14 protein-coding genes, 1 pseudogene and 1 CRISPR repeat array are annotated in these 18,962 nt (G+C 68.5%); of the genes and pseudogenes, 2 read left to right on the forward strand and 13 right to left on the reverse strand.

The window, feature by feature from the left end; all coding sequences use genetic code 11:
* Window positions 1-43: 43 nt before the first annotated feature.
* The 11 genes from ACQVFL_RS20420 to ACQVFL_RS20470 form a co-directional block, all read right to left on the reverse strand.
* Window positions 44-976, reverse strand: coding sequence for a hypothetical protein (locus tag ACQVFL_RS20420; protein WP_431727362.1), 933 nt, complete (start codon window positions 974-976; stop codon window positions 44-46).
* Window positions 973-3,447 (reverse strand): glycosyl hydrolase 2 galactose-binding domain-containing protein, encoded by a 2,475-nt coding sequence (locus tag ACQVFL_RS20425; RefSeq protein ID WP_431727363.1) that lies wholly within the window; start codon window positions 3,445-3,447, stop codon window positions 973-975. Before ACQVFL_RS20425 ends, ACQVFL_RS20420 begins: the two co-directional genes overlap by 4 nt.
* Entirely contained in the window at window positions 3,444-4,445 is a 1,002-nt protein-coding gene (locus ACQVFL_RS20430; RefSeq protein ID WP_431727364.1) for a DUF1839 family protein, read from the reverse strand. Before ACQVFL_RS20430 ends, ACQVFL_RS20425 begins: the two co-directional genes overlap by 4 nt.
* Window positions 4,442-5,302, reverse strand: coding sequence for a hypothetical protein (locus ACQVFL_RS20435; protein WP_431727365.1), 861 nt, complete (start codon window positions 5,300-5,302; stop codon window positions 4,442-4,444). The genes ACQVFL_RS20430 and ACQVFL_RS20435 overlap by 4 nt, the downstream gene beginning before the upstream one ends.
* Before the next feature lie 41 nt (window positions 5,303-5,343).
* Complete coding sequence (locus ACQVFL_RS20440) at window positions 5,344-6,501, reverse strand: acyl-CoA dehydrogenase family protein (RefSeq protein WP_431727366.1); 1,158 nt, start codon at window positions 6,499-6,501, stop codon at window positions 5,344-5,346.
* Window positions 6,498-6,827 carry an acyl carrier protein gene (locus ACQVFL_RS20445; RefSeq protein ID WP_431727367.1) on the reverse strand — a complete coding sequence of 110 codons (330 nt, stop codon included), beginning with the start codon at window positions 6,825-6,827 and terminating at the stop codon, window positions 6,498-6,500. Before ACQVFL_RS20445 ends, ACQVFL_RS20440 begins: the two co-directional genes overlap by 4 nt.
* Complete coding sequence (locus tag ACQVFL_RS20450) at window positions 6,754-8,505, reverse strand: carbamoyltransferase family protein (RefSeq protein WP_431727368.1); 1,752 nt, start codon at window positions 8,503-8,505, stop codon at window positions 6,754-6,756. Before ACQVFL_RS20450 ends, ACQVFL_RS20445 begins: the two co-directional genes overlap by 74 nt.
* A 65-nt stretch (window positions 8,506-8,570) precedes the next feature.
* Complete coding sequence (locus ACQVFL_RS20455) at window positions 8,571-9,209, reverse strand: carboxymuconolactone decarboxylase family protein (RefSeq protein WP_431727369.1); 639 nt, start codon at window positions 9,207-9,209, stop codon at window positions 8,571-8,573.
* A complete protein-coding gene (locus tag ACQVFL_RS20460; protein ID WP_431727370.1) occupies window positions 9,206-10,108 on the reverse strand; it encodes a hypothetical protein in 903 nt (300 codons plus the stop codon). Before ACQVFL_RS20460 ends, ACQVFL_RS20455 begins: the two co-directional genes overlap by 4 nt.
* Entirely contained in the window at window positions 10,108-10,410 is a 303-nt protein-coding gene (locus ACQVFL_RS20465) for a hypothetical protein (RefSeq protein ID WP_431727371.1), read from the reverse strand. The genes ACQVFL_RS20460 and ACQVFL_RS20465 overlap by 1 nt, the downstream gene beginning before the upstream one ends.
* 6 nt (window positions 10,411-10,416) lie before the next feature.
* A complete protein-coding gene (locus tag ACQVFL_RS20470) occupies window positions 10,417-12,753 on the reverse strand; it encodes a hypothetical protein (RefSeq protein WP_431727372.1) in 2,337 nt (778 codons plus the stop codon).
* A 182-nt stretch (window positions 12,754-12,935) separates the two neighbouring features.
* Here ACQVFL_RS20470 and ACQVFL_RS20475 point away from each other — a divergent pair, with 182 nt between their 5' ends.
* Entirely contained in the window at window positions 12,936-14,927 is a 1,992-nt protein-coding gene (locus ACQVFL_RS20475; protein WP_431727373.1) for a caspase family protein, read from the forward strand.
* 109 nt (window positions 14,928-15,036) lie between these two features.
* Here the strand turns inward: ACQVFL_RS20475 and ACQVFL_RS20480 are convergent, their stop codons facing one another.
* Together ACQVFL_RS20480 and ACQVFL_RS20485 are read right to left on the reverse strand one after the other, a co-directional pair.
* Entirely contained in the window at window positions 15,037-15,894 is an 858-nt protein-coding gene (locus ACQVFL_RS20480; RefSeq protein WP_431727374.1) for a sigma-70 family RNA polymerase sigma factor, read from the reverse strand.
* Entirely contained in the window at window positions 15,888-16,562 is a 675-nt protein-coding gene (locus tag ACQVFL_RS20485) for an RNA polymerase sigma factor (RefSeq protein WP_431727375.1), read from the reverse strand. Before ACQVFL_RS20485 ends, ACQVFL_RS20480 begins: the two co-directional genes overlap by 7 nt.
* A gap of 250 nt (window positions 16,563-16,812) precedes the next feature.
* Between ACQVFL_RS20485 and ACQVFL_RS20490 the strand changes: the two are divergent.
* A pseudogene (locus tag ACQVFL_RS20490) lies at window positions 16,813-17,430 on the forward strand (ISL3 family transposase); the annotation flags it as partial.
* A 268-nt stretch (window positions 17,431-17,698) separates the two neighbouring features.
* A CRISPR array of direct repeats spans window positions 17,699-18,855; the repeat unit is 37 nt; unit sequence GTTGCGATCCTCGCCCGGCGCAGTGGCCGGGCGCAGC.
* Window positions 18,856-18,962: the final 107 nt, after the last annotated feature.

The following is an 18,962-nucleotide window of genomic DNA, read 5'->3' on the forward strand; positions in this document are numbered from 1 at the left end:
TAGCCTCTTGTTTAGATGAGCACCTCTCGGCGGCCTCGCTGTGTTAGCCGGGCTGGCTTGGTGTTTGGTGGCATTGCAGGGAGTCATCACCTTCGCCTAGCCGCTGACGGACATTGCGCCACTCACGGCCGACGAGTTCGGGAACAGCACGGATGAGCACCTCGCCCGTCGCCCTCCGGCTGAGGTACCGCTCAACCGCGTGCGTGTCGGCCCCGTTCTCGACAAGGATGTCGTCCGCCTCTGCGATCTGCGGCCACCACGGCCGTAAGGAGCCGGCACTCGCCACTGGATCACGGCGGTCTCGAATGTTCACCCAGGTGGGAACGTCGATCGAGGAAGCGGGAAAGCGGGACCGGACGAATCGCAGCCCGAGCGGTGACCCCAGCGTGAGCAGCAGCGCAACGCCGTGATCCGGGGTACGCCGAAGGTACTCGGCGGCCACCACCGATCCCAGCGAGTGGCCGACGAGCACCCGGCATCCGGATGTCACGCTTTCCGTGACGCGCTGGTCGATTTCGGCTTTCAACGCGACGTCACGCAGGTAGCCGCGCACCTGCCGCAGGGCACCCACGGCCGTGATCGCGGAAGCCGACCTGAAGCGGATCCCCAAGGCCCGCAGCAGCACCTGGAGCGGTGTAGGCATTCGGGTGTAGCCCTTCTCCCCTGCCAGGTAGGCGGTGGCGGCTGCCACGTCCTCCGGTGTGACCATCTCCGAGAGCATCTCCTCGACATCGGCGCGTTCCTCGTCGCTCAGACCATCGAGTGCGTCTGCCTCCTCGTTGCCCTTGCACCCTCCGGATGTCCTCGGCGGCAGGTAGAGGTCGCCGTAGAAGGCAAGGTCGAGGTCGACGTGGTCGACGCGGCGACCGGTGGCTCGCTCGACGCCGTCCAACAGCGCCGGCCGCCAGTCGGCCAACAACTGATGACGACCGGAGTGGTGCTTCGCGATTCCATGTACGCCGACGATCAGGGTCACCCGCACTCCTCCAACTCGTCCTCGGACGCCGAGCAACCATATGCGGCCGCCGTCTCCGGCACGTTCATTGCCCGCACCCGGACGATCGGTCGACCTGCACCGGACCGGACCGGATCCAGCCGCACCCGGCGCTCCGTCCCGGGTGCGAGGTGGAACCACGACTCGGTGGGTTGATAGTCGGCGCAGGTGATGGCGACCCACTGCGCGAGCCGGGTGGCAGCGATGTCGACCTGCCACCCGTCGTCGGTCCGCTGCACCACCGCGTTCAATCCCCCGTCGTACGCCGGTCGCAGGTGTTCGCCGAGAAGCGCGACCTGCTCGGCGAGCACCAAGCCGTCCGCTCCGATCAACCTCACCCGCAGCACATCCCATATGCGCGGACCGAACCGGTACACGTGGCCGGCGTCGGTAAAGTGGCCCACAACTTCGTCGAGGCGGATCTCCATCCCTTCCCGCGCCGGCACGACGACCTGTGTGGACACCGATTCGAGCGGGACACCGGACACGGACCAGAGGCGGATCTCCAAGCGCGCCGCTATCGCCACCTTAGTGTCGTTGCAGGCGATCACGACGAGGCCGTTCAGCCCGTCGTCGCTCACGAGCACGGAGACCGGAGCGAGCACCCGCCGCAGCGCGTACCAGGGCGCCTTGGGAGCCCCACCGCTGTCCGTCAGGCCCCAGCCGGCACCGGGTGCGAGGTCCCGCAGTGTCCAGACCAGCGCTCCGGCGCACCCGGAGGTGGGCCGCCGCCACCGCGCGAAGGCCTCCGTCATCAACACGCACGTGACCGCACGGCCGAGGTCGAGGTACCGCTGCGGGTCCTCCATCCGCACCAGCATCGGATCCACGTCGAAAACCTGGCGCACGTAGTGGTCCCGGACATCCTCGAAATCCCACGAGGCGCCGCGGTCCCTCGGCACACCCGCCTTCCAAGCCGGATGGTGACCTGCGACAGCAGCTGATCCGAACCACCGCTCCACCCCCGGAGCCTCCGGGGGAATGCTTAGTGCCAGGCACTCGGCGGCGAAGCGCACCCCGGCGGTCCGGACCTCCGACAGGGGCCGCAGGTAGGCACCGACGCCGTAGTAGTGAGCGACACCGGACGAGACATCCGTTGGTAGCACACCGCCGGTGGGAGTCGACGGTACGTACGGCACCTCCAGCACACGCTGCCGCAGCAACTCGGGAATCAGCGTGTCGACCGCCGTCACGGCCGAGCGGTCGCGTTGGATACCCAGCAACGCCGGCTGCTGTTCGGTCTCGCTGCCGCCGCTGAGCACGGCGAGGCAGGGTCGACCGGACACCCGCTCGACGAGTTGTGTCACCTCAGCTGCCAGCTCCGCGAGGAACCCGTCGTCGTCAGGCGGGTCCAGCGTCGCCAACATGACGTCCTGCCACACCAGCATGCCAACCTCGGTACACAGGTCGTAGAAGGTATCCGTCTCGTACAGCGTGCCCCCGACGACGCGCAGCATGTTGAACCCGGCGTCGCGCGCCAGTTCGATCGTGGCGCGGAGTTGTGCAGTGTCCGCGCGCAGGGAGACAGGGTCCGGTGGCATCCAGCAAGCGCCACGGGCGAACAACGGCACGCCGTTGAATCGGAGCTGGAAACCGCCGGTGGAGCGGTCCACGGTGACGTTGCGGAATCCGATGTCGCGCAGCCGGACCTCGTACCCGTCAACCACGACCGAGACCGGGTAGCGGTACGGCAGACCGTGGGTGTGCGGCCACCACGGCCGCACCCGCGGCACCCGTACCCGGGCGCGCAGCGCACCATCGGCGAGGGAGGCCTCGGCGAACGCGTCGCCGACGTAGACCGTTGCCCGCCTCGCCGGTTCCGGCGCCACGAGCCCGGCCTCCACCGCCACCACACCCTCGTCGCCGTCAAGCTGGGCCGACAGGTGGTGGCTCACGACGTACGGGCGGTCCACGGCGCGCAGCGATACCGCTCGCCACGGACCGACCGGCGGTGCGCTACCGGCCCAGGCCGGGGCACGCCCGAGCAGTGACGTGCGCAACCAGCGCCACCCCTGCTGCGTCACGAGTGAGGATTTCCAACGCGGTCGAGGGCGCCGGGCAGTCACGAGGGGTAGGGCCGCCCGGCAGCGGATCTCGACCGTGACCGTACGCGGCAGGGCGGCCAGCTCAACGGCATGCGACCGGAACATGTTCTCGCTGTGCAGCACGTGCGTTCCGGCGAGCCAGACGTCCGCCACGGTGGCGAGCCCTTCCACGGTGAGCAACCAACCGGCAGGGCAGTGCGCCACATCGATGACGGTGCGCCACCACCAGTCGCACCCGTCCAGTTCCTCCCCGGTCACCGGTGCCCTGCCGTTGACCCGCAGGACCTCAGCGGCGGTGCCCGGCACCCGGGCGGGCATCCAGCCATCGTCGGGCAGGTCCTCCGGCGACTCCGCCGCCCCGGGCGGCGACGAGAGCGCCTCCCATTCGGCGACGTCGAGCAGGTTCATCGCGAAACCCTCTCCGCCGGGTGACCGATCGGTGATCCGTCGCCCACCCCAGCTGCCATCACGGCGAGGCCGTTCGCCCAGTTGGCCGCCATGACAGCTACCGCAGGTCGTGTCTCGACAGCACGGCCGCGAGTGATCCGCGACAATTTGAACTGCAGACTCTTGGCCTCCGCAGCGACGGTCTCGAAGCACTCCGCCGCACGGTGCAGCGGAAGATCCGCCCGACCGTGCAGCCAGCGGGCGAACGAGCCGGCAAGCTGGGCCGTCGCGCCACACTGCCGAACGGTCGCGAACGCATACCGGTGGAACATGTCCTCGTTCCACCGCGACAGCTGAACCAGTTCCTCCTCCAACCGGTGGCCGAGCCGGTCCACCGGGTTGTCGGCGGGCCGGCGTGCCAGGTGCGAGCGCGCCGCCCGGAGAGCCCGCGGCAGTACGTCGGACCGAACGACCCCGTCGAGCCGGACCACCTCCACGTACGGGGGAAGGCCGTGCCCGCCGCCGTCGCCGGCCAGAAAGAGCCCCTCGAAGTCGTCGCCGGACAGATCGTGGTAGCCGGTGTTGTGGAAGTACTCCAGCCGCCTGCCGGCACGGTCGACCGCGTTCGGCACGATCGTCGACTTCACGTGCTCGGTGTGATAAGACCGGCCGGCGGTGTCGGGCAGGAACCACGAGTCGACCTCGACCGTCAACAACCGTCCGGCACCCAGGAAGTGCTCGATGTGGTCGATCAGCGGCCGCCAGAGGGTCACCTCGTCGACAACCAGCCCGAAGACGTCGCGCAGGTCTTCCGGCGGGAACTTCAGGAACTGCCACTGGTCGTCGAGGAAGTCGGCGGACAGCGTTGAGGCAAGTCCCGCGGCAGGGTCGAGGCCAAGCGCGTGGATCACCTCGACCCACACGTCGAGACTGCAACTTGTCTCGCTCCAGATCTGGTCGCAACCGTGCAGCGGGTGAGCGACGTGATCCTGTCGGGAGACGGCGAGTACACGTCTCATACGCCGACCGATCGGCGGACCTGCGCGGGCCAGGCGGTGGGATGGGGTCCGTGCACCCGGAGCAACGCCAAGGCGAGCCGTTCAAGCCCGAAACCGACACAACTGGTGTGTGCGGTCGCCCCGTCGGCACACCTGATGTCGAAGGCGTGACCGAAGCGGTCGCCATGGGCGTTGCAGGAGGCTAGAGCGGTGGGGGTGGAACTGTCGCCGTGGTAGAGCTCCGTGACGAGTTCGATCTTCGCGCCATCTTTCCGCTGATGCGTCGCGAGCAGCTTTCCGGCCCTACCGAAGAAGGGATCATTCGCCGTGACGGCCCGAACCGGTAGCCGCAGCTCGTGCATCGCATCCTGTCCGCGCTCGACCCAACGGTCGCGGAACCCCGTCGCGTCGGCCGCGTTGCCGAGGAACAGGAACTCCCGCTGCCGGAACGACTGCATACGGGCCGGGTCCACCGATGGTTCCCGCCGGAAGCAGTGACCCAACAGGTCGACCCGCCGCCCGGGTCTGGGCAGCTCCCCTCGGAACATCGGAAAGACCGGCTGGCACGCCGCGGACACCAGCATGAGACCCGCCGGGGCAAGGCGGTCGGTCCAGTGCTGCCGGCGCAGCACGGTGTGGTCGCCCTCGTCGCCGTCGAAGCCGTACACGGCCCCGGCGAGCTGCGGAAAGGAGGCGAGGTAGCCGGCGCGGAGGTAATCGTCCGTTCCGCACACCGGGGGCAGACGCAGATGCAGCGCTTCGTCACCGCTGGTGAGCGTCAGCAGCCACGCATCGACCGCCTGGACGATGGACTCGAACCCACCGGTGAAGGCGTACAGCCCGGCCGGGCCCAACGGCACCAGGTGCCCCGCCTCCACGAGCGCGGCACGGAAACCGGCCGGTCCACCGTCGTCGATCATCACCACCTCCGGACGGAAAGCAGAAACTGCGCGGTGCCGTTGAGCACCCGATCGTTGTTGACCATGACGAGGCCGCCGTAGGCGTCACGCAGCATCCGCCCCATCGCATACTCGCCCTCTTCCCGGTAGCCGGCCATCCCGATCACCACCAAGGCACCACTCACCACATCGACGCACAATGCGGAAGCCGACACCTTAAGATTGTTCATGAAGACTGTGTCGTCGGGCGTCGGTGGGGCGACGCCGTCACGCTCATCGAGCCGCCGCGCTGCCGCGTACACCAGTTCACGTAGCTGTTGCTGAGCTGCGGACAGTCCGGCCAGGCGGACGGCGCCAATCGGCATCGTCCCGGGAGCCCTTCGCGCCGCCGCCTGGACGAAGCGCGACGCGCGTTCGAGTGCTCCGGTCGCGATGCCGAGCCAGGCCGCCGCCCACAGCGTGTGCGCCACGGGCAGCATCGTCGTCGCGAGAATGGTCTCGAAGGAGTCGTCCAGCACCGCGTCGAGCGGCGCGGTGGCACGGAGACGGTACGGCAGGCTCCTGGTGCCACGGAGCCCCATCAGTTCGGGTTCTCCGGTGCGCTGCAGGTCGAGATCATTACGTCGGCAGGCCATGAGTATCTGATCGCTGAGTGGGCCGGTCGGGGTACGTCGCGCCGTTACGAGGATGGCGTCTGCCTCCTCGGCGTAGGAGATTACTCGGGTGCGCTTGTCCACGTGGGCAACGCCGTCACGCTGGTGTATGGCGCACGCGCTGGCCCGGATGTCGTCCCCGCCGCCCTGTTCCGAGGTTGCCGAGCCAAGCAGAATCTGCTGGTCGGCGACCTCTCGGAGAACGTCCTGGAGAACCCGGCTGCGGCCGTGCCGCACGAGACAGGCGACCTGGATCTGGTGCATGGCAAAGATGAGCGCCGTCGATGCGCAACGGCGGGCGAGCACGTCGACGGCCTGAGCGACGTCGGTCACTCCGGCCCCTTCCCCACCCAACGCGGGAGGTACCAGTGCCGACAGCAGCCGCGACTGTCGCAACGCGCCGAACGACTCGGTGGGAAACCGACCCTCACGGTCGACAGCCGCGGCCCACGCGCTGGTCACCTCGTCCGCAATCACCGCAGCCCGCCCCTGCAGCGAGGCCGGGTCGACGCTGGTGCTGGTCATGCGGCCCCTCCCACCGTGGTTTCGCGCAGCGCGGCCTTGATGGAGGAGATGCTGGTGAAGGTTTGCTTCGTCAGCAGGTGGTCCGGGAACTCGACGTCGAAGGCGTCCTCAAGTGCAAGCATCACACTGACACTGGCAAGCGATGTCATTCCTGCGTGGTACAGGTCGGTGTGCTCTTCGAGCTTCTCGACCGACACCGGTAGGCGGGCGTGCTCTCGCAGGACTCGCCGGATGACATCCGCCCACGTTCGCCTATTGTCCGTCGACAAGGGCTGCGCTCCCTTCGCCCGAAGGCTCGGTGTGAGCCGGCACGAGGGGCGACCCACCCGGCGTACGCGCCGGTGCCGCCCACGGCGTAAACGAAAGGGGCCGCTCGGCGGCCGTCCGGGCCCGTGACAGCGGCCTGGCGGTCGGACGGCGGATGAGCAGATCACCGAGTACGAGTGCGTCGAGGTCGCTGCGCAGCAGCGTGTCGACCGCGTCGTCGGCGGTCAGCACGATGGGCTCGCCCGCCACGTTGAAAGAGGTATTGACCAGCACGGGTACACCGGTGCGTTCCCCGAACGCCCTCAGGAGGCGGTAGAACCGGTCGTGGCGGGAATGGACCAGTTGCGGACGGGCAGAGCCGTCCACGTGCACGGCGGCCGGGATGTGTGCCCGCGACCCGGCCCGGACCGGCCAGGCCGCCAGCATGAAATCAGCGAGTGCGCTGGGCTCCCCGTCGAAGAAGCGGCCGAACTCGCTGGCCGGCAGCGCCGGCGCCAGAGGACGCCATTGCTCCCGACCCTTGAGCCGGTTGACGTGTGACAGGGCTTGCCACCGACGCGGGTCGCAGAGGATGCTGCGAGCGCCCAGAGCACGTTGGCCGACCTCCGCGCGCCCCTGCCACCACCCGACCACCAGGCCGTCGGTCAGGTGCCGTGCGACGACGTCCGGGACGGACGCGTCGTCAAGCTGCTTCACCTCGAACCCGCTGAGCCGTCGCAGTGGCGGCTTGTCGAGCCCGGGCGGGGTCGGTGCCCAGAACGGGTGCGCGAGCCTCGATGGGGGCGGCGCCACGCCAGCGATCTCACGCTCGGCCAACAGCGCGGCGCCGAGGCTCACCCCCGCGTCGTGCGGGAACGGAGGCACCCACACCTCGTCGAACAGTCCCGCGCGGTGCAGCCGTCCGTTCGCGGCACAGTTGAGCGCCACGCCGCCCGCCATCACCAGCCGGTCGGCGCCCGTGAGCCGACCCGCGAGCCGCGCCAACGAGAGGATGGTCTCCTCCAGCGCCTGTTGCATGGAGGCAGCGACATCCGCGTACGCCATCACGTCGTCGCCGCTGCCGGCGCTGAAGGGCGGCGTGGCGGTGCGCAGCCATGCGCGGGTGCGGCTGCGGGAGAGCATGAATTGCTGGCGGGCTGGTGCGTCCGGTGGTGGGCTCCCGCGGACGAGGTAACCGTCCGGGGTCGCGACCAATGGCACCGACTGGTCGGGCCGGCCGTAGGCGGCTAGTCCCATTAGCTTGCCCGCGCCCCAGTGGGACAGCCCTACCCAGTCGGCCACCCAGCCGTAGAGGTGGCCGAGTGACGCCTCAATTCCCCACGTCTTGATCACTTCGATCCCACTGGGCCCGCCTACTGCAAGGCTGGTCGACACCGTCTCTCCGCGGCCGTCGGCGATTAGGATCGCGGCGTGACGGAGGCCGCTGGTGTAGAAGGCGCTCGCGGCGTGCGCGACGTGGTGCTCGACGAATCGCAGATCCACGGTCGTCCGGGAGTCCCACAGCGGGCCTAGCATCCAACGCAGGAACTCGGTGCGGTCGTATCGCACTCCCTCAACCTCGCAGAGACGGGGCACGTTCCATCCAACCGCGATTGTGTGCACGTCGCCGAGGCCGATTCCGCCGTGACGGAGGCAGGCGGCGACCGCTTCGGACGGGGATTCGCCCCGTGCATACCGCTTCCTGCTCAATCGCTCCTGCTCGACCATGGCAATCAGTTCACCGTCGCGGAGCAGCACGGCGGAGCCGTCGTGAGGGCCCGTGTTGACGCCTAGCACGTACCGGCCCGGTCGGGCCGCCCGAGTCATACCGGCCTGGTAGGGTCGCCGCCGGCGCGGAGCACCGCGCCGAGCCTGCAGAGGTCGCGGATCAGGTCCGGGTCGGCACAACGACCCTCGGGTGGAATTCCCAAGGCCGACACAAAACGGTTCCAGAAGCACTTCATGGCCACCACCGCGGTCAGCTCCAACAGCTCCTCGTCATCGACGTACCGGCGCAGCGTGCCGACGACCTCCGGCGGTATCGCCGATGGCGCGAGGACGACCCACCTGGCATACTCCAGCCCCGCCACGACGCGAGCGTCGAACGCGGCAAACGGCGTGGCGAGCGTACGCAGTTGCGCGGCCGTGACCTGTTCGTCCAGCGCGACCGCCGCAGCATCGTCGACGCAGTACGCGCATCCGTTCAACATGGACGTGTACACGCATAGGACCGCTTGCGTGGCCGCATCCAGCCGGGTCAATGACACGTACATGTGCTCAGCACGAACCGTCGCCTGCCACGTCGGCACCGATCGAGCGACGGCGGCGGTGAGGTTCCTGACCCGTCCCCATCGCTCGATGTCAGCAGCGAACGCCCGACGCAGCGCCGCCGGCATGTCGGCAGCGTCCTGGGCGGCCGTCGGAGCGGTCGCGCCTCCCGTCGCCCGGTTGCCGGGATTCATCGCAGCACCATCGCGGTGACCTCGCGCTCCGCGTCCACGAGCCGCTCCAGCAGGCGGATCACACGCTCTCGACGGTGACCGACGAGCCGGTCGTCGTACGTCCCGAGCATGTGCACCAGGTACCAGTCGTCGGCCAAGCTCACGAGGCGGTCCCGGACCGGCACCACCTCCGGGACACCATGTGCCGCGAGGTGCCGGAACAGCTTGGCGGCCTGGTAACGCTCTCCGGCGGCCCGGCAGACGTCGATCTGACCGTCGCCGTGTCCGGCCCAGCGGAGAAAGGCCTCCAGCGCAAGCGTAGACCGGGCATGCGTCTGTCCCAGGTGGCGCCGTACCGCGGACAGCACCGCCGCCGGGGAAGGCTTCCGGATCGGGTCCCGGGTCAGCGCGTACAGCTTCATAGGCTCGACCCGCCCCCGGCACGGCGCACCACGCATCGTCTCGTAGGCATCACCGGTCACGGTCATCACCTGATCGCCCGATCGCGCGGCGAGGAAACGGACCGCCGCCGGGCTGCGCTCCAGCACGAGGACGGCATGGATGACGTGCCGCTCGGAAGCGAGGTGACCGGGCAGGTGATACTCGTCCACCTCGGCGACGAAGGGGCGACCGGCGGCGGAGAGGTCGAGCTCCCGTGTTCGCGCGGCGACGGGATCGCCGAACCTTTCGATCGTGACCACGACGCCGCAGACCTCGGTCAGCACCTGGTTCCAGGTCATCGCGCCGAACAGGACCCCGGGTCCTCTGAACTGGCAGCCCCACGCCAGCCCGAGAATCTCCGCGTAGTCACCATGACCGCTCCTCTTCAACGCATGGGCCAAGAGTTGCCAGTGACAAGTGGCGATGGGAGCATCTGCCCGATTCGGCCCGTTGAGGTCCGATGCCGCGAGGGAGCGCATCACGTCTCGCCTATGGGGCGTGTCTTCATCTGGTCCTCCCCACACAACACTTCCCGGGTCAGGGATCGCAGGACACCGAGGGCTGTCATCTGGCAAGGAGCCGCGAGGTATTCGAGTGGCCACATCCGACCGAACTCGTCCTCGAGTGCCATCATGAGATTTACGAGCCCAAACGAACTGACCCCGGCATCGGACATCGCCAGATCATCCGGTGGAACCGTTTTCACCTGAAGCATCGTCGCCACGACACGATCGAATGCCTGATCAAATGCATCGCGCGCCGCCTCTGGCTGCACGCTCAACGGAAGTCACCCATCCATTTCGTCGAACAATGAAGGTTGAAGGTCGATGGCGACAACATGGCGATCCGTGCCGATAGCGACATGCCCCTCCCACAGGTCCACCGCGTATGCGGGTGACGCCTGGGGCAGGCTCAGAAATCGGCGCGTCTGCACGTCCCAGGCCCGGACCGAAAGATCATCACTGGCGGACACGATGACGGCCCGGTCCTGGAACGTCCCTATCGCAACACCCCAGACGCCATCTGTATGACCGCGAAGTGTAATCGTTGCCACACCAGTCGTATAGTCCCAGACGCGAATTGTCCGATCCGCACTGGTTGCAACGACAACCGTCTTCCCACGCACCCGGCCGAATCGAACGAACCGCGTACCTCGGGTATGTCCATGAAGCCGGCGGATGAGGTGTCCCGAGTCCGCGTCCCAGATCCAGATGCTGCGGTCGGTACTGGCGGCCGCGATCACCGGCCGTCCGTCCACGGTCTGGTAGGCGACGCCCCAGATCCTCTCCTGCGAACCCTTCAACACGTGCAACGTCCTGCCGTCGAACGCGTCGACGACGCGGACTGTACGGTCGCGACTGCCCGAAATGAGTACCGGCCGCCCGTGAAGGCATCCAGCGGTTACGCCCCACACGCTGCGGGCATGACCGGGGAACTCAGCGACGGGAGCGCCACCCCGCGCGTCCCACAGCCGCACCATCGCGTCGTGGCCACCGGAGAGCACCATCGCACGCCCGTCGACCTCGAATGTGGCCACCGCCAACGTGCCGCCGTCGTGGCCGTGCCACCCCTCCACCAACTCGCCGGTCGTCCCGTCACGAACATGCAGCCGGCCGTCCTGGGACCCGGAGACGATGCTCCGCCGCCCGTCGAGCTCAGCGAACGCGACCGACCGGACTGGGCCGGCGTGCACGTCCGGCGAACTGCGTGCCACCGTCGCGGCCCGGCCCCACTGCCAGATGCTGGCGACCCCGCCAGCGGACGGCGCCGGCGGCGCCACGCTGTGACCATCTGCGGGATCCCATACGCGGATCGACCGATCGGCGCTCGCCGACACCAGCCGCAGCTCATCCCCCAGCATGCGGAAAGCAAGCCCGCGGATGCCGCCTAGATGACCGTGCAGCACCATCCGACAAGTGCCGGTCAGGCAGTCCCAGAGCCGGATCGTCATGTCGCTGCTGCCCGACGCGAGCATCGGCACACCGGCCACCACGGCGAACGCAAGGCTAGTCACACCCGCCTCGTGCTCGGCGAACCGATGCATCGCCTCGCCGGTGACACCGTCCCACAACCAGACCGACTCGTCAGCGTTGCCCGACGCTACGAAGGAGCGCTCGCCCGACCGTCCCACCGCCACCGCCATGACGCTGCCGGTGGGGCCGGTCAGGCTGAGCAGGTTCTCCCGGTCGGTCGTGCGCCAGACGTTGACCACCCGATCCAGGCCACCCGACACCACCACGGGCACTCCGGCGAGGTCTCCGGCGGTCAACGCGGACACCGCGTCCCGGTGGGCGTGCCACTCACCGAGCAGCGCGCCGGGCTCCATGCGGAGGCTGCGCAACATTCCGTCCTCCCCACCGGCGATCACGACCAATTCCGTAACGTCCTGCCGGGTGACGCACGTGACGGGCGAGGCAGTGGGCGCGCGGCTCAGCAGCATGCCCGAGCCCGGATCCCACAGTCGCACGGTGCCGTCCGCGCTGCCCGACACGAGTCGCGGCGCACCCGCCACGGTGACCAGGAGCAGCGCCGGGATACTCTCGTGGTGCGCCTTCCAATCCAGGAGCTGCCCCGCCGTGTCGGCGCTCCACGTCTGGATGTGGTGGTCCTCGGTGGAGGTGACCAGCACCTCGCCGGTGTCAAGGTCCGCGGTGGCCAGCGCCGAGATGTCCTGTGAACCGATCTGGGGCCGTTCCAGTACGGCGGCCTGCCGACCCGCGGTAAACAGCAGCCGCCACGGAAGGTAGTCGGCATAAGCGCTCGCATCGAGTCGACGGCCCAGCTCCTCGCTGGCGTACTCGAGATCGAGATTGACCACCCGCTGTACGAAGGTGCCGCCGACCCGCGACGCCCCGAGCCGCATGTAGGCCCGCACGACACCGCTCACCGCTGGATCGGAATGCTCGGACAGCGGCGGCAACTCCGGCAACAGCCGCTCCGGATCCACCGCCCCCAGAAATCCCGTGTCCTTCACCAGATCGGCGAGAAGGTCACCGCTCGATGCGTGAGTCGGCAGGTGCTGCCGAATGTAGGCGTTGACGCCGAGCCAACCGAGACTGGCCTGCCGCACGTAGGCAACGAGCAGGTCAGCGATGCGACGTTGGGTGCCATCATACGGGTCCACAACGGTATCCTTCCGAAGAGCACGCCGTCACACTTCGGTCAGCATATTCGCCCGAGAGGGCCGCCGTGTCCGCTCGCCCTGACGAAAATTCGACGGTATCGTGCCGCTTGTGAGGTCAACTCGCCCTTCCCGGTCGGGCCTCGTCCATGACTGACGAATTTGACGTTCTTCGACGTCATCTCGTGACCATCGCTACTGCCACGTACGAAGACCCGACGTGGGAGGACCTGCCGGGTGTCCATGACGAAGTGGCGGTGTTGCGTGATTGGCTCTGCGCCGAACACCTGACCGACCGGCGATTCGAGTTGCGCTGGCCCGAACTCGCCGACGACCCTACCGAGGACGACATCCGGGGCCGGCTCAAGCATCTCGCCCGCGACCGCGTGTGGACGGACGCTGACGCGGCAGTGCTGTACGTGACGGGCCACGGCGTCGAGGCCGACTCGACACACTACTTGATTCTGCGCAAGAGCGTCGGGTCCATGCTCGCTACCACAGCGCTGCGGACCTCCGACCTCATCAGCTGGCTGGCCGACACACCGATCCACCACCTGCTGATCATCATTGACGCCTGCTACGCCGGCCAGGTCGCGCACGATGCCATGCGGCTGAGTCGGCAGCTTCACCGCCGGTGGCTGATTCTACCGAGCGTCACTCGCGACGAGAAGGCGGTGACCGGGGCACTCACCTCTGCGATCGTCAAGTTCCTCGACGCACTGCGCGAACCGGAAGGTCGACGCTACGGGGAAGGCCCGTACATCGACGTGGCGGCGTTCGTCCAGGACGTGCAGGAGCACCTGGGGCCTGGCCAGTCGCTGTATCCGCTCTACGGCGGCCAGTTGGCAGGGCCACACGTCTGCCTGCCCAACCCGCACCACCAGCGCAGCGCCGTACTCGAGATCGGCCCCGCCCGGCACGAGCTCGCACTGCCCAAACAGGAACTGGAGACCCACTGGTCACCGCGTTCGCGCGGGGTGGCCACCGGCGAACAGGCCGGTTGGCTCTTCACCGGGCGGGGCGCCCTCATGCGCAAGTTGATCGCCGCCGCAACCAGCTGGCCCCGTGTGACGGTCATCTCCGGTGGTGCTGGCAGCGGCAAATCCGCAGTCCTAGCGCGCCTAGTGACCCTGAGCGACCGACAGTTCGCCGAGGAGTACGCGGAGGAGATCGCTGCAGTGCCGGCCGGGCTCCGGCCCCCGCTCGACGCCGTCGACGTCGCCGTCCTGGCCACCGGGAAATTGCATACGCAAATCCTGAAGCAGATCTGCGATGCCCTGCGCGTACCCCCGCCGGAGACCGGCTCGCCGGAGCCCACCGTGGATCAGCGCCTCGCCTCGTTCCATGCCTGGCTCAATTCCCGGGTGTCGCCCATCACCGTCGTCATCGATGCCCTCGACGAGGCGACGGATCCGGTCGTGCTCGTCCGTGAAGTGCTCGCCTTCCTGGAGCCCGACCCCGCGAACCCGAAGATCCGGCTGCTCATCGGCGTCCGTTCACTCGCCGCGCCGAACCGTGCGGCGCACGTGGGTCCTTCGCCCGCCGCGATGCCACTGGCCGACTTGGCCGAGTCCGTCCTGCAGGCCGACCGTATCCCGGTGGACGAGGCACCATGGTGGGACCAGCGCGATGTCGTCGCCTACGTGCAGAGCATCTTGACACGCACCAGGAACTCCCCGTACGCGTCGGTTGACATCGCGGACACCGCAGGTGTCGCGGGGGCTGTCGGCACCCGCGCCGCCCGCTCGTTCCTGGTTGCCCGGATCGCCGCCTCATCGCTCGCCGGACGTCAGAAGGTTATTCAGGCCGACGATCCCTCGTGGCTCAAGGCACTCGACGACGGACTGCTCGGTGTGTTCCGCGACGACCTGCACAACAGCATCGCGAGCGCCGCCGACCGGCACCGCGCAGTCGTCCTGATGCGAGCCGTCGCCTTCGCGTTCGGGGCCGGGCTGCCTTGGCGCGGGTTATGGCCGCTGGTCGCCAGCGCGGTCGACGAGGACGGCGGCCAGTACGGCGACTCGGACATCGTCGCGCTGTTGAACTCGAGGCTCGGCGCCTACCTGATCACAGATCGGGACAACGGCATGACCGTCTACCGCCTCTTCCACGACTCCCTGCGCAGCACCTTCCGAGACCGATGGCGGGAACTCTTAAGAGCTCCTAACACGATCTAGTTGATCGATGCCTGTGCGTGTCTTTGGTGGGTCTGGTCGCAGGCGGTGGCGGCCTGCCCGCCGACCTGGTCCCAGGGATCACCCCCGCGTGCGCGGGGAGCAGATCTCGTCACATGGGCGGGTATGGCTGGAAGCCGTCTGGTAGAAGGTGGGCCAGTGTGCGCACAGCCCTATTTTGCAGTGCTCTGATGGTGCCTTCGCTCTTTCGCATCGCACGAGCCGCCTCGGCGATCGAGAAGCCCTGCAAATAGCAAAGATCGATGCACTTCTGCTGGTCGGAGGACAGCCGCCGGACTGCCGTCAGCAGCACCGGATCGGTGATGTGGTCAATGATCCATGCCTCCGGATTCCTTTCCGGTCGTTCGTGTCGGTCGGCGTCGGTCACGTCGCCGGTGGTGACCTCGAGCCTGTAGTAGCCGGACCTGAAGTGGCCCTCGACCAGGTTGCGGGCGATGGTGACCAGCCAGGCGCCGAGGTCGCGGCCATGCCAGGTGAAGTTACCGATCCGCTTGAGCCCGCGCAGAAAGGTGTCCGCGGTCAGGTCCTCGGCGAGCTGGCGGTTGCCGACCCGGAAGTAGACGAAGCGGAAGACGGTGTCGACGTAACGGTCGTAGATCAGCCCGAACGCCTCGGCCTCGCCAGCCTGGGCACGCTCGACCAGCCTCCACACCGCGGTTTCCTCGTCCCGGCCGAGCCGGCCCGGCGCCTCGCTTCCCTCGGAGTTGGGGTCTGGTCGGCCGGGCCGAGACGGGAGGTGTGCAACGCCCGCGCGGGCTCGGATCGTCGTGATCTCGTCGTCGGTCGCCCGGTCCTGCGGCACCGCATCGACCATCGCGGCACCGAGCGAGGACGCTCGAAGTAGGTCTTCGAACTCGAGTTCAGGGTCGCTGTCCGGTGCGCACGGCTGCCGTGCAACGGCATGCAGCGATGCGATACCGGAACGAGCCGGCCAGTTGGCGTTCACCATGTGATTCCCTCCTTCCGAAGCTGTCGACGCGCCCGGTGGATCTGACCTTCGACGGCCTTCGCCGAGATGCCGAACCGCTCCGCGAGCTGGCTGTGGGTCAGCCCGTAGGCGTGCCCGAACAGCAACGTCCGCTGCAGATCAGACAGCACGTCCGTGTTCTTGATCTTGTCCAGGACCACCTTCGCCAGTGCCGATCGAGCGGGGTCCTGTTCCGAGCGCAGCACGGACGGTCCGGCATCGTCGGATGGCAGTTCGACCTCCGTCCTGCTCCTACTGGTAAGCCAGCGGCGAAAGACATTGGCGAACTCGCCGCGACACAGACCGAGAAAATAGTCATGCAGAGTGGACCCCCGATCCGGATCCCAGCCCGCACCGGCCTGACACCGCCGGACGAACACCTCCAGGGCCTTCGCGACGCTCTCCTGCACCATGCCGTCCTGGTCGACATGCGCCCAGCAGTCAGGCGCATGCAGCAACCAGCCCCGCCGGACACAGTGACGAAAGATCTGCTCGGTACGCAGATCACGGCGCATCTGCGCGACAGCGGCCGCCACCATCACGTCTACGAGACGGCTCCACGACCGCCCGGCGAAGCGGTCGGCCTCCACCAGGCTCCAAAGCTTGCGGTCCGCAGCCAGCCGATCACCTTGGTCGTCCTCGTCGGCCATCCCACCCCCTCCCAACAGCCCCCGTCGACACACCTTCTGTCAACGGCGAGCCCTCCACCCACGCAGAAAGTGCGCCGATTGTCGGGGTACTCGTTGGAGTGCAGAGGTGAGTACGGCTGATCTGGCTCTGTCGCTGATCTTGTGACGGCAAGTAGCGAGCGCCAAGATCCTCGCGGTGCAGTCCACATTGCTCAAGGTTTTCCCGCATCTGTCTGGCGTCGTCATCGAGGCGATCGAGCGATCGGCCGCGATGATCGTGTTGCGGGCGCGGCCGAGGGCACGTGGGAGTCGTTGTCCGCACTGCAGCACGACCTCGGTGCGTATGCATGGCACGTATCGGCGTCGGCTGGCCGATGCCGCGCTCGGTGGCTGCGCCGTGGTGATCGATTTGTTGGTCCGGCGCTTCAAGTGCGTGTCTCAGGTCTGTCCGGCGGTGACGTTCGTCGAGCAGGTGTCAGGTCTGACCCAGCCGCACGGACGGCGGACGCCGGTGCTGCAGCAGCAGCTGGCGCAGGTCGCGGTCGCTCTCGCGGCCCGGCCAGCGGCTCGCCTCGCTCGACGGCTGGGGCTGCCGGTCGCCAAAGACACCCTGCTGCGGCTGGTGCGTGTGTTGCCGGAGCCGCCCGTCGGTGACGTGCGCGTCGTCGGTGTCGACGACTTCGCGCTGCGCCGGCGTCACATGTACGCCACGATCATCGTGGACCTGGAAACCCGTCGTCCGGTCGAGGTACTTGAGGGACGCGACGCCGGGCCGGTCACGGCGTGGCTGGCAGATCACCCCGATATCGACGTGGTGTGCCGCGACCGCGGCCGGGCCTATGCCGAGGCCGCCCGAGCCGGTGCCCCGCAAGCAGTGCAGGTCGCCGACCGGTGGCACCTGTGGCACAACCTGTGCCAAGCGGTGGACAAAACCGTCGCCGCGCACCACGGCTGCATCAAGGCGGCCTTCACCCCGACGCAGCCACCGGCGCAGAATCCGGCGCCGCCGCTACCAGACGCGCACCTTGATGTCCGGGGCCGACCCCGGGTACTGGCGGCTCGAACCGCCGAGCGATACCAGGCGGTGCAACAACTCGCCCGGCGCGGTGGCCGGGCGCAGCACCCAGCCGGTACCGGGTCGTGCCGGTGGCCGCCGCGTTGCGATCCTCGCCCGGCGCGGTGGCCGGGCGCAGCGGCGGGCGCTGTCGGCCGCCTACGCCAACGCCTACGCGTTGCGATCCTCGCCCGGCGCGGTGGCCGGGCGCAGCGGCCCGAGGAGCGTCACATGCTCCCCGGGCCGGTAGTCGTTGCGATCCTCGCCCGGCGCAGTGGCCGGGCGCAGCACGCTCTACGTACGACTGAGCCGGATGGCCGACGGCCGGTTGCGATCCTCGCCCGGCGCAGTGGCCGGGCGCAGCCCCGCTGGATCGGGTCGAAACGATCGGCGCCATCACTGTTGCGATCCTCGCCCGGCGCAGTGGCCGGGCGCAGCCTGGTTCCGCACCCAGCTGCTTCAGCCGGAGCCGCTGTTGCGATCCTCGCCCGGCGCAGTGGCCGGGCGCAGCCCCATGCGCGGGATCGTACAAGATCACCGACGATTCTTCGTTGCGATCCTCGCCCGGCGCAGTGGCCGGGCGCAGCTCCATGGTCCTGGTGCTCGATGGGACGCAGGTCGCGGCGTTGCGATCCTCGCCCGGCGCAGTGGCCGGGCGCAGCACGGGTCGCGCCGCCCGGCTCACCGACGGGACGGCGGTTGCGATCCTCGCCCGGCGCAGTGGCCGGGCGCAGCTCCATGGTCCTGGTGCTCGATGGGACGCAGGTCGCGGCGTTGCGATCCTCGCCCGGCGCAGTGGCCGGGCGCAGCACGGGTCGCGCCGCCCGGCTCACCGACGGGACGGCGGTTGCGATCCTCGCCCGGCGCAGTGGCCGGGCGCAGCCCGGCGACGTTGCGCTTCACCGCCCCCGCGACCTTGCGGTTGCGATCCTCGCCCGGCGCAGTGGCCGGGCGCAGCCACGCGTCGACCCGCGTCACGCGCATACGTCGCCCCTGGAAGTTGCGATCCTCGCCCGGCGCAGTGGCCGGGCGCAGCCTGCCGCCGACAACGACACCCTCGATACCTGCATCGAAGTTGCGATCCTCGCCCGGCGCAGTGGCCGGGCGCAGCCGTCGACCTACGCGAGCGGCTCGGTAAACCCGCAGGGTTGCGATCCTCGCCCGGCGCAGTGGCCGGGCGCAGCCAAGCAGGCCGCCAGCCAGCGCGGGCAGCGCGGTAAGGCGTTGCGATCCTCGCCCGGCGCAGTGGCCGGGCGCAGCGGTTCCCGAACAGGGAAGATAGTGATGCGTTGATGCTTGTCACCCAACTCACTGTCCGTTTTGCCGATTTAGCTCGCATTTTGCAGTTCGGAACCCCCTGGGGTTTC

The organism is Verrucosispora sp. TAA-831, assembly GCF_050780145.1.
GTDB lineage: Bacteria > Actinomycetota > Actinomycetes > Mycobacteriales > Micromonosporaceae > Micromonospora.

Excerpts from the sequence above, each read along its gene's own strand:
- ACQVFL_RS20425 (WP_431727363.1), bottom strand. The coding sequence starts at position 3,447 with ATGAACCTGCTCGACGTCGCCGAATGGGAGGCGCTCTCGTCGCCGCCC.
- ACQVFL_RS20430 (WP_431727364.1), bottom strand. The coding sequence starts at position 4,445 with ATGAGACGTGTACTCGCCGTCTCCCGACAGGATCACGTCGCTCACCCG.
- ACQVFL_RS20440 (WP_431727366.1), bottom strand. The coding sequence starts at position 6,501 with ATGACCAGCACCAGCGTCGACCCGGCCTCGCTGCAGGGGCGGGCTGCG.
- ACQVFL_RS20455 (WP_431727369.1), bottom strand. The coding sequence starts at position 9,209 with ATGAATCCCGGCAACCGGGCGACGGGAGGCGCGACCGCTCCGACGGCC.
- ACQVFL_RS20460 (WP_431727370.1), bottom strand. The coding sequence starts at position 10,108 with ATGCGCTCCCTCGCGGCATCGGACCTCAACGGGCCGAATCGGGCAGAT.
- ACQVFL_RS20480 (WP_431727374.1), bottom strand. The coding sequence starts at position 15,894 with ATGGTGAACGCCAACTGGCCGGCTCGTTCCGGTATCGCATCGCTGCAT.
- ACQVFL_RS20485 (WP_431727375.1), bottom strand. The coding sequence starts at position 16,562 with ATGGCCGACGAGGACGACCAAGGTGATCGGCTGGCTGCGGACCGCAAG.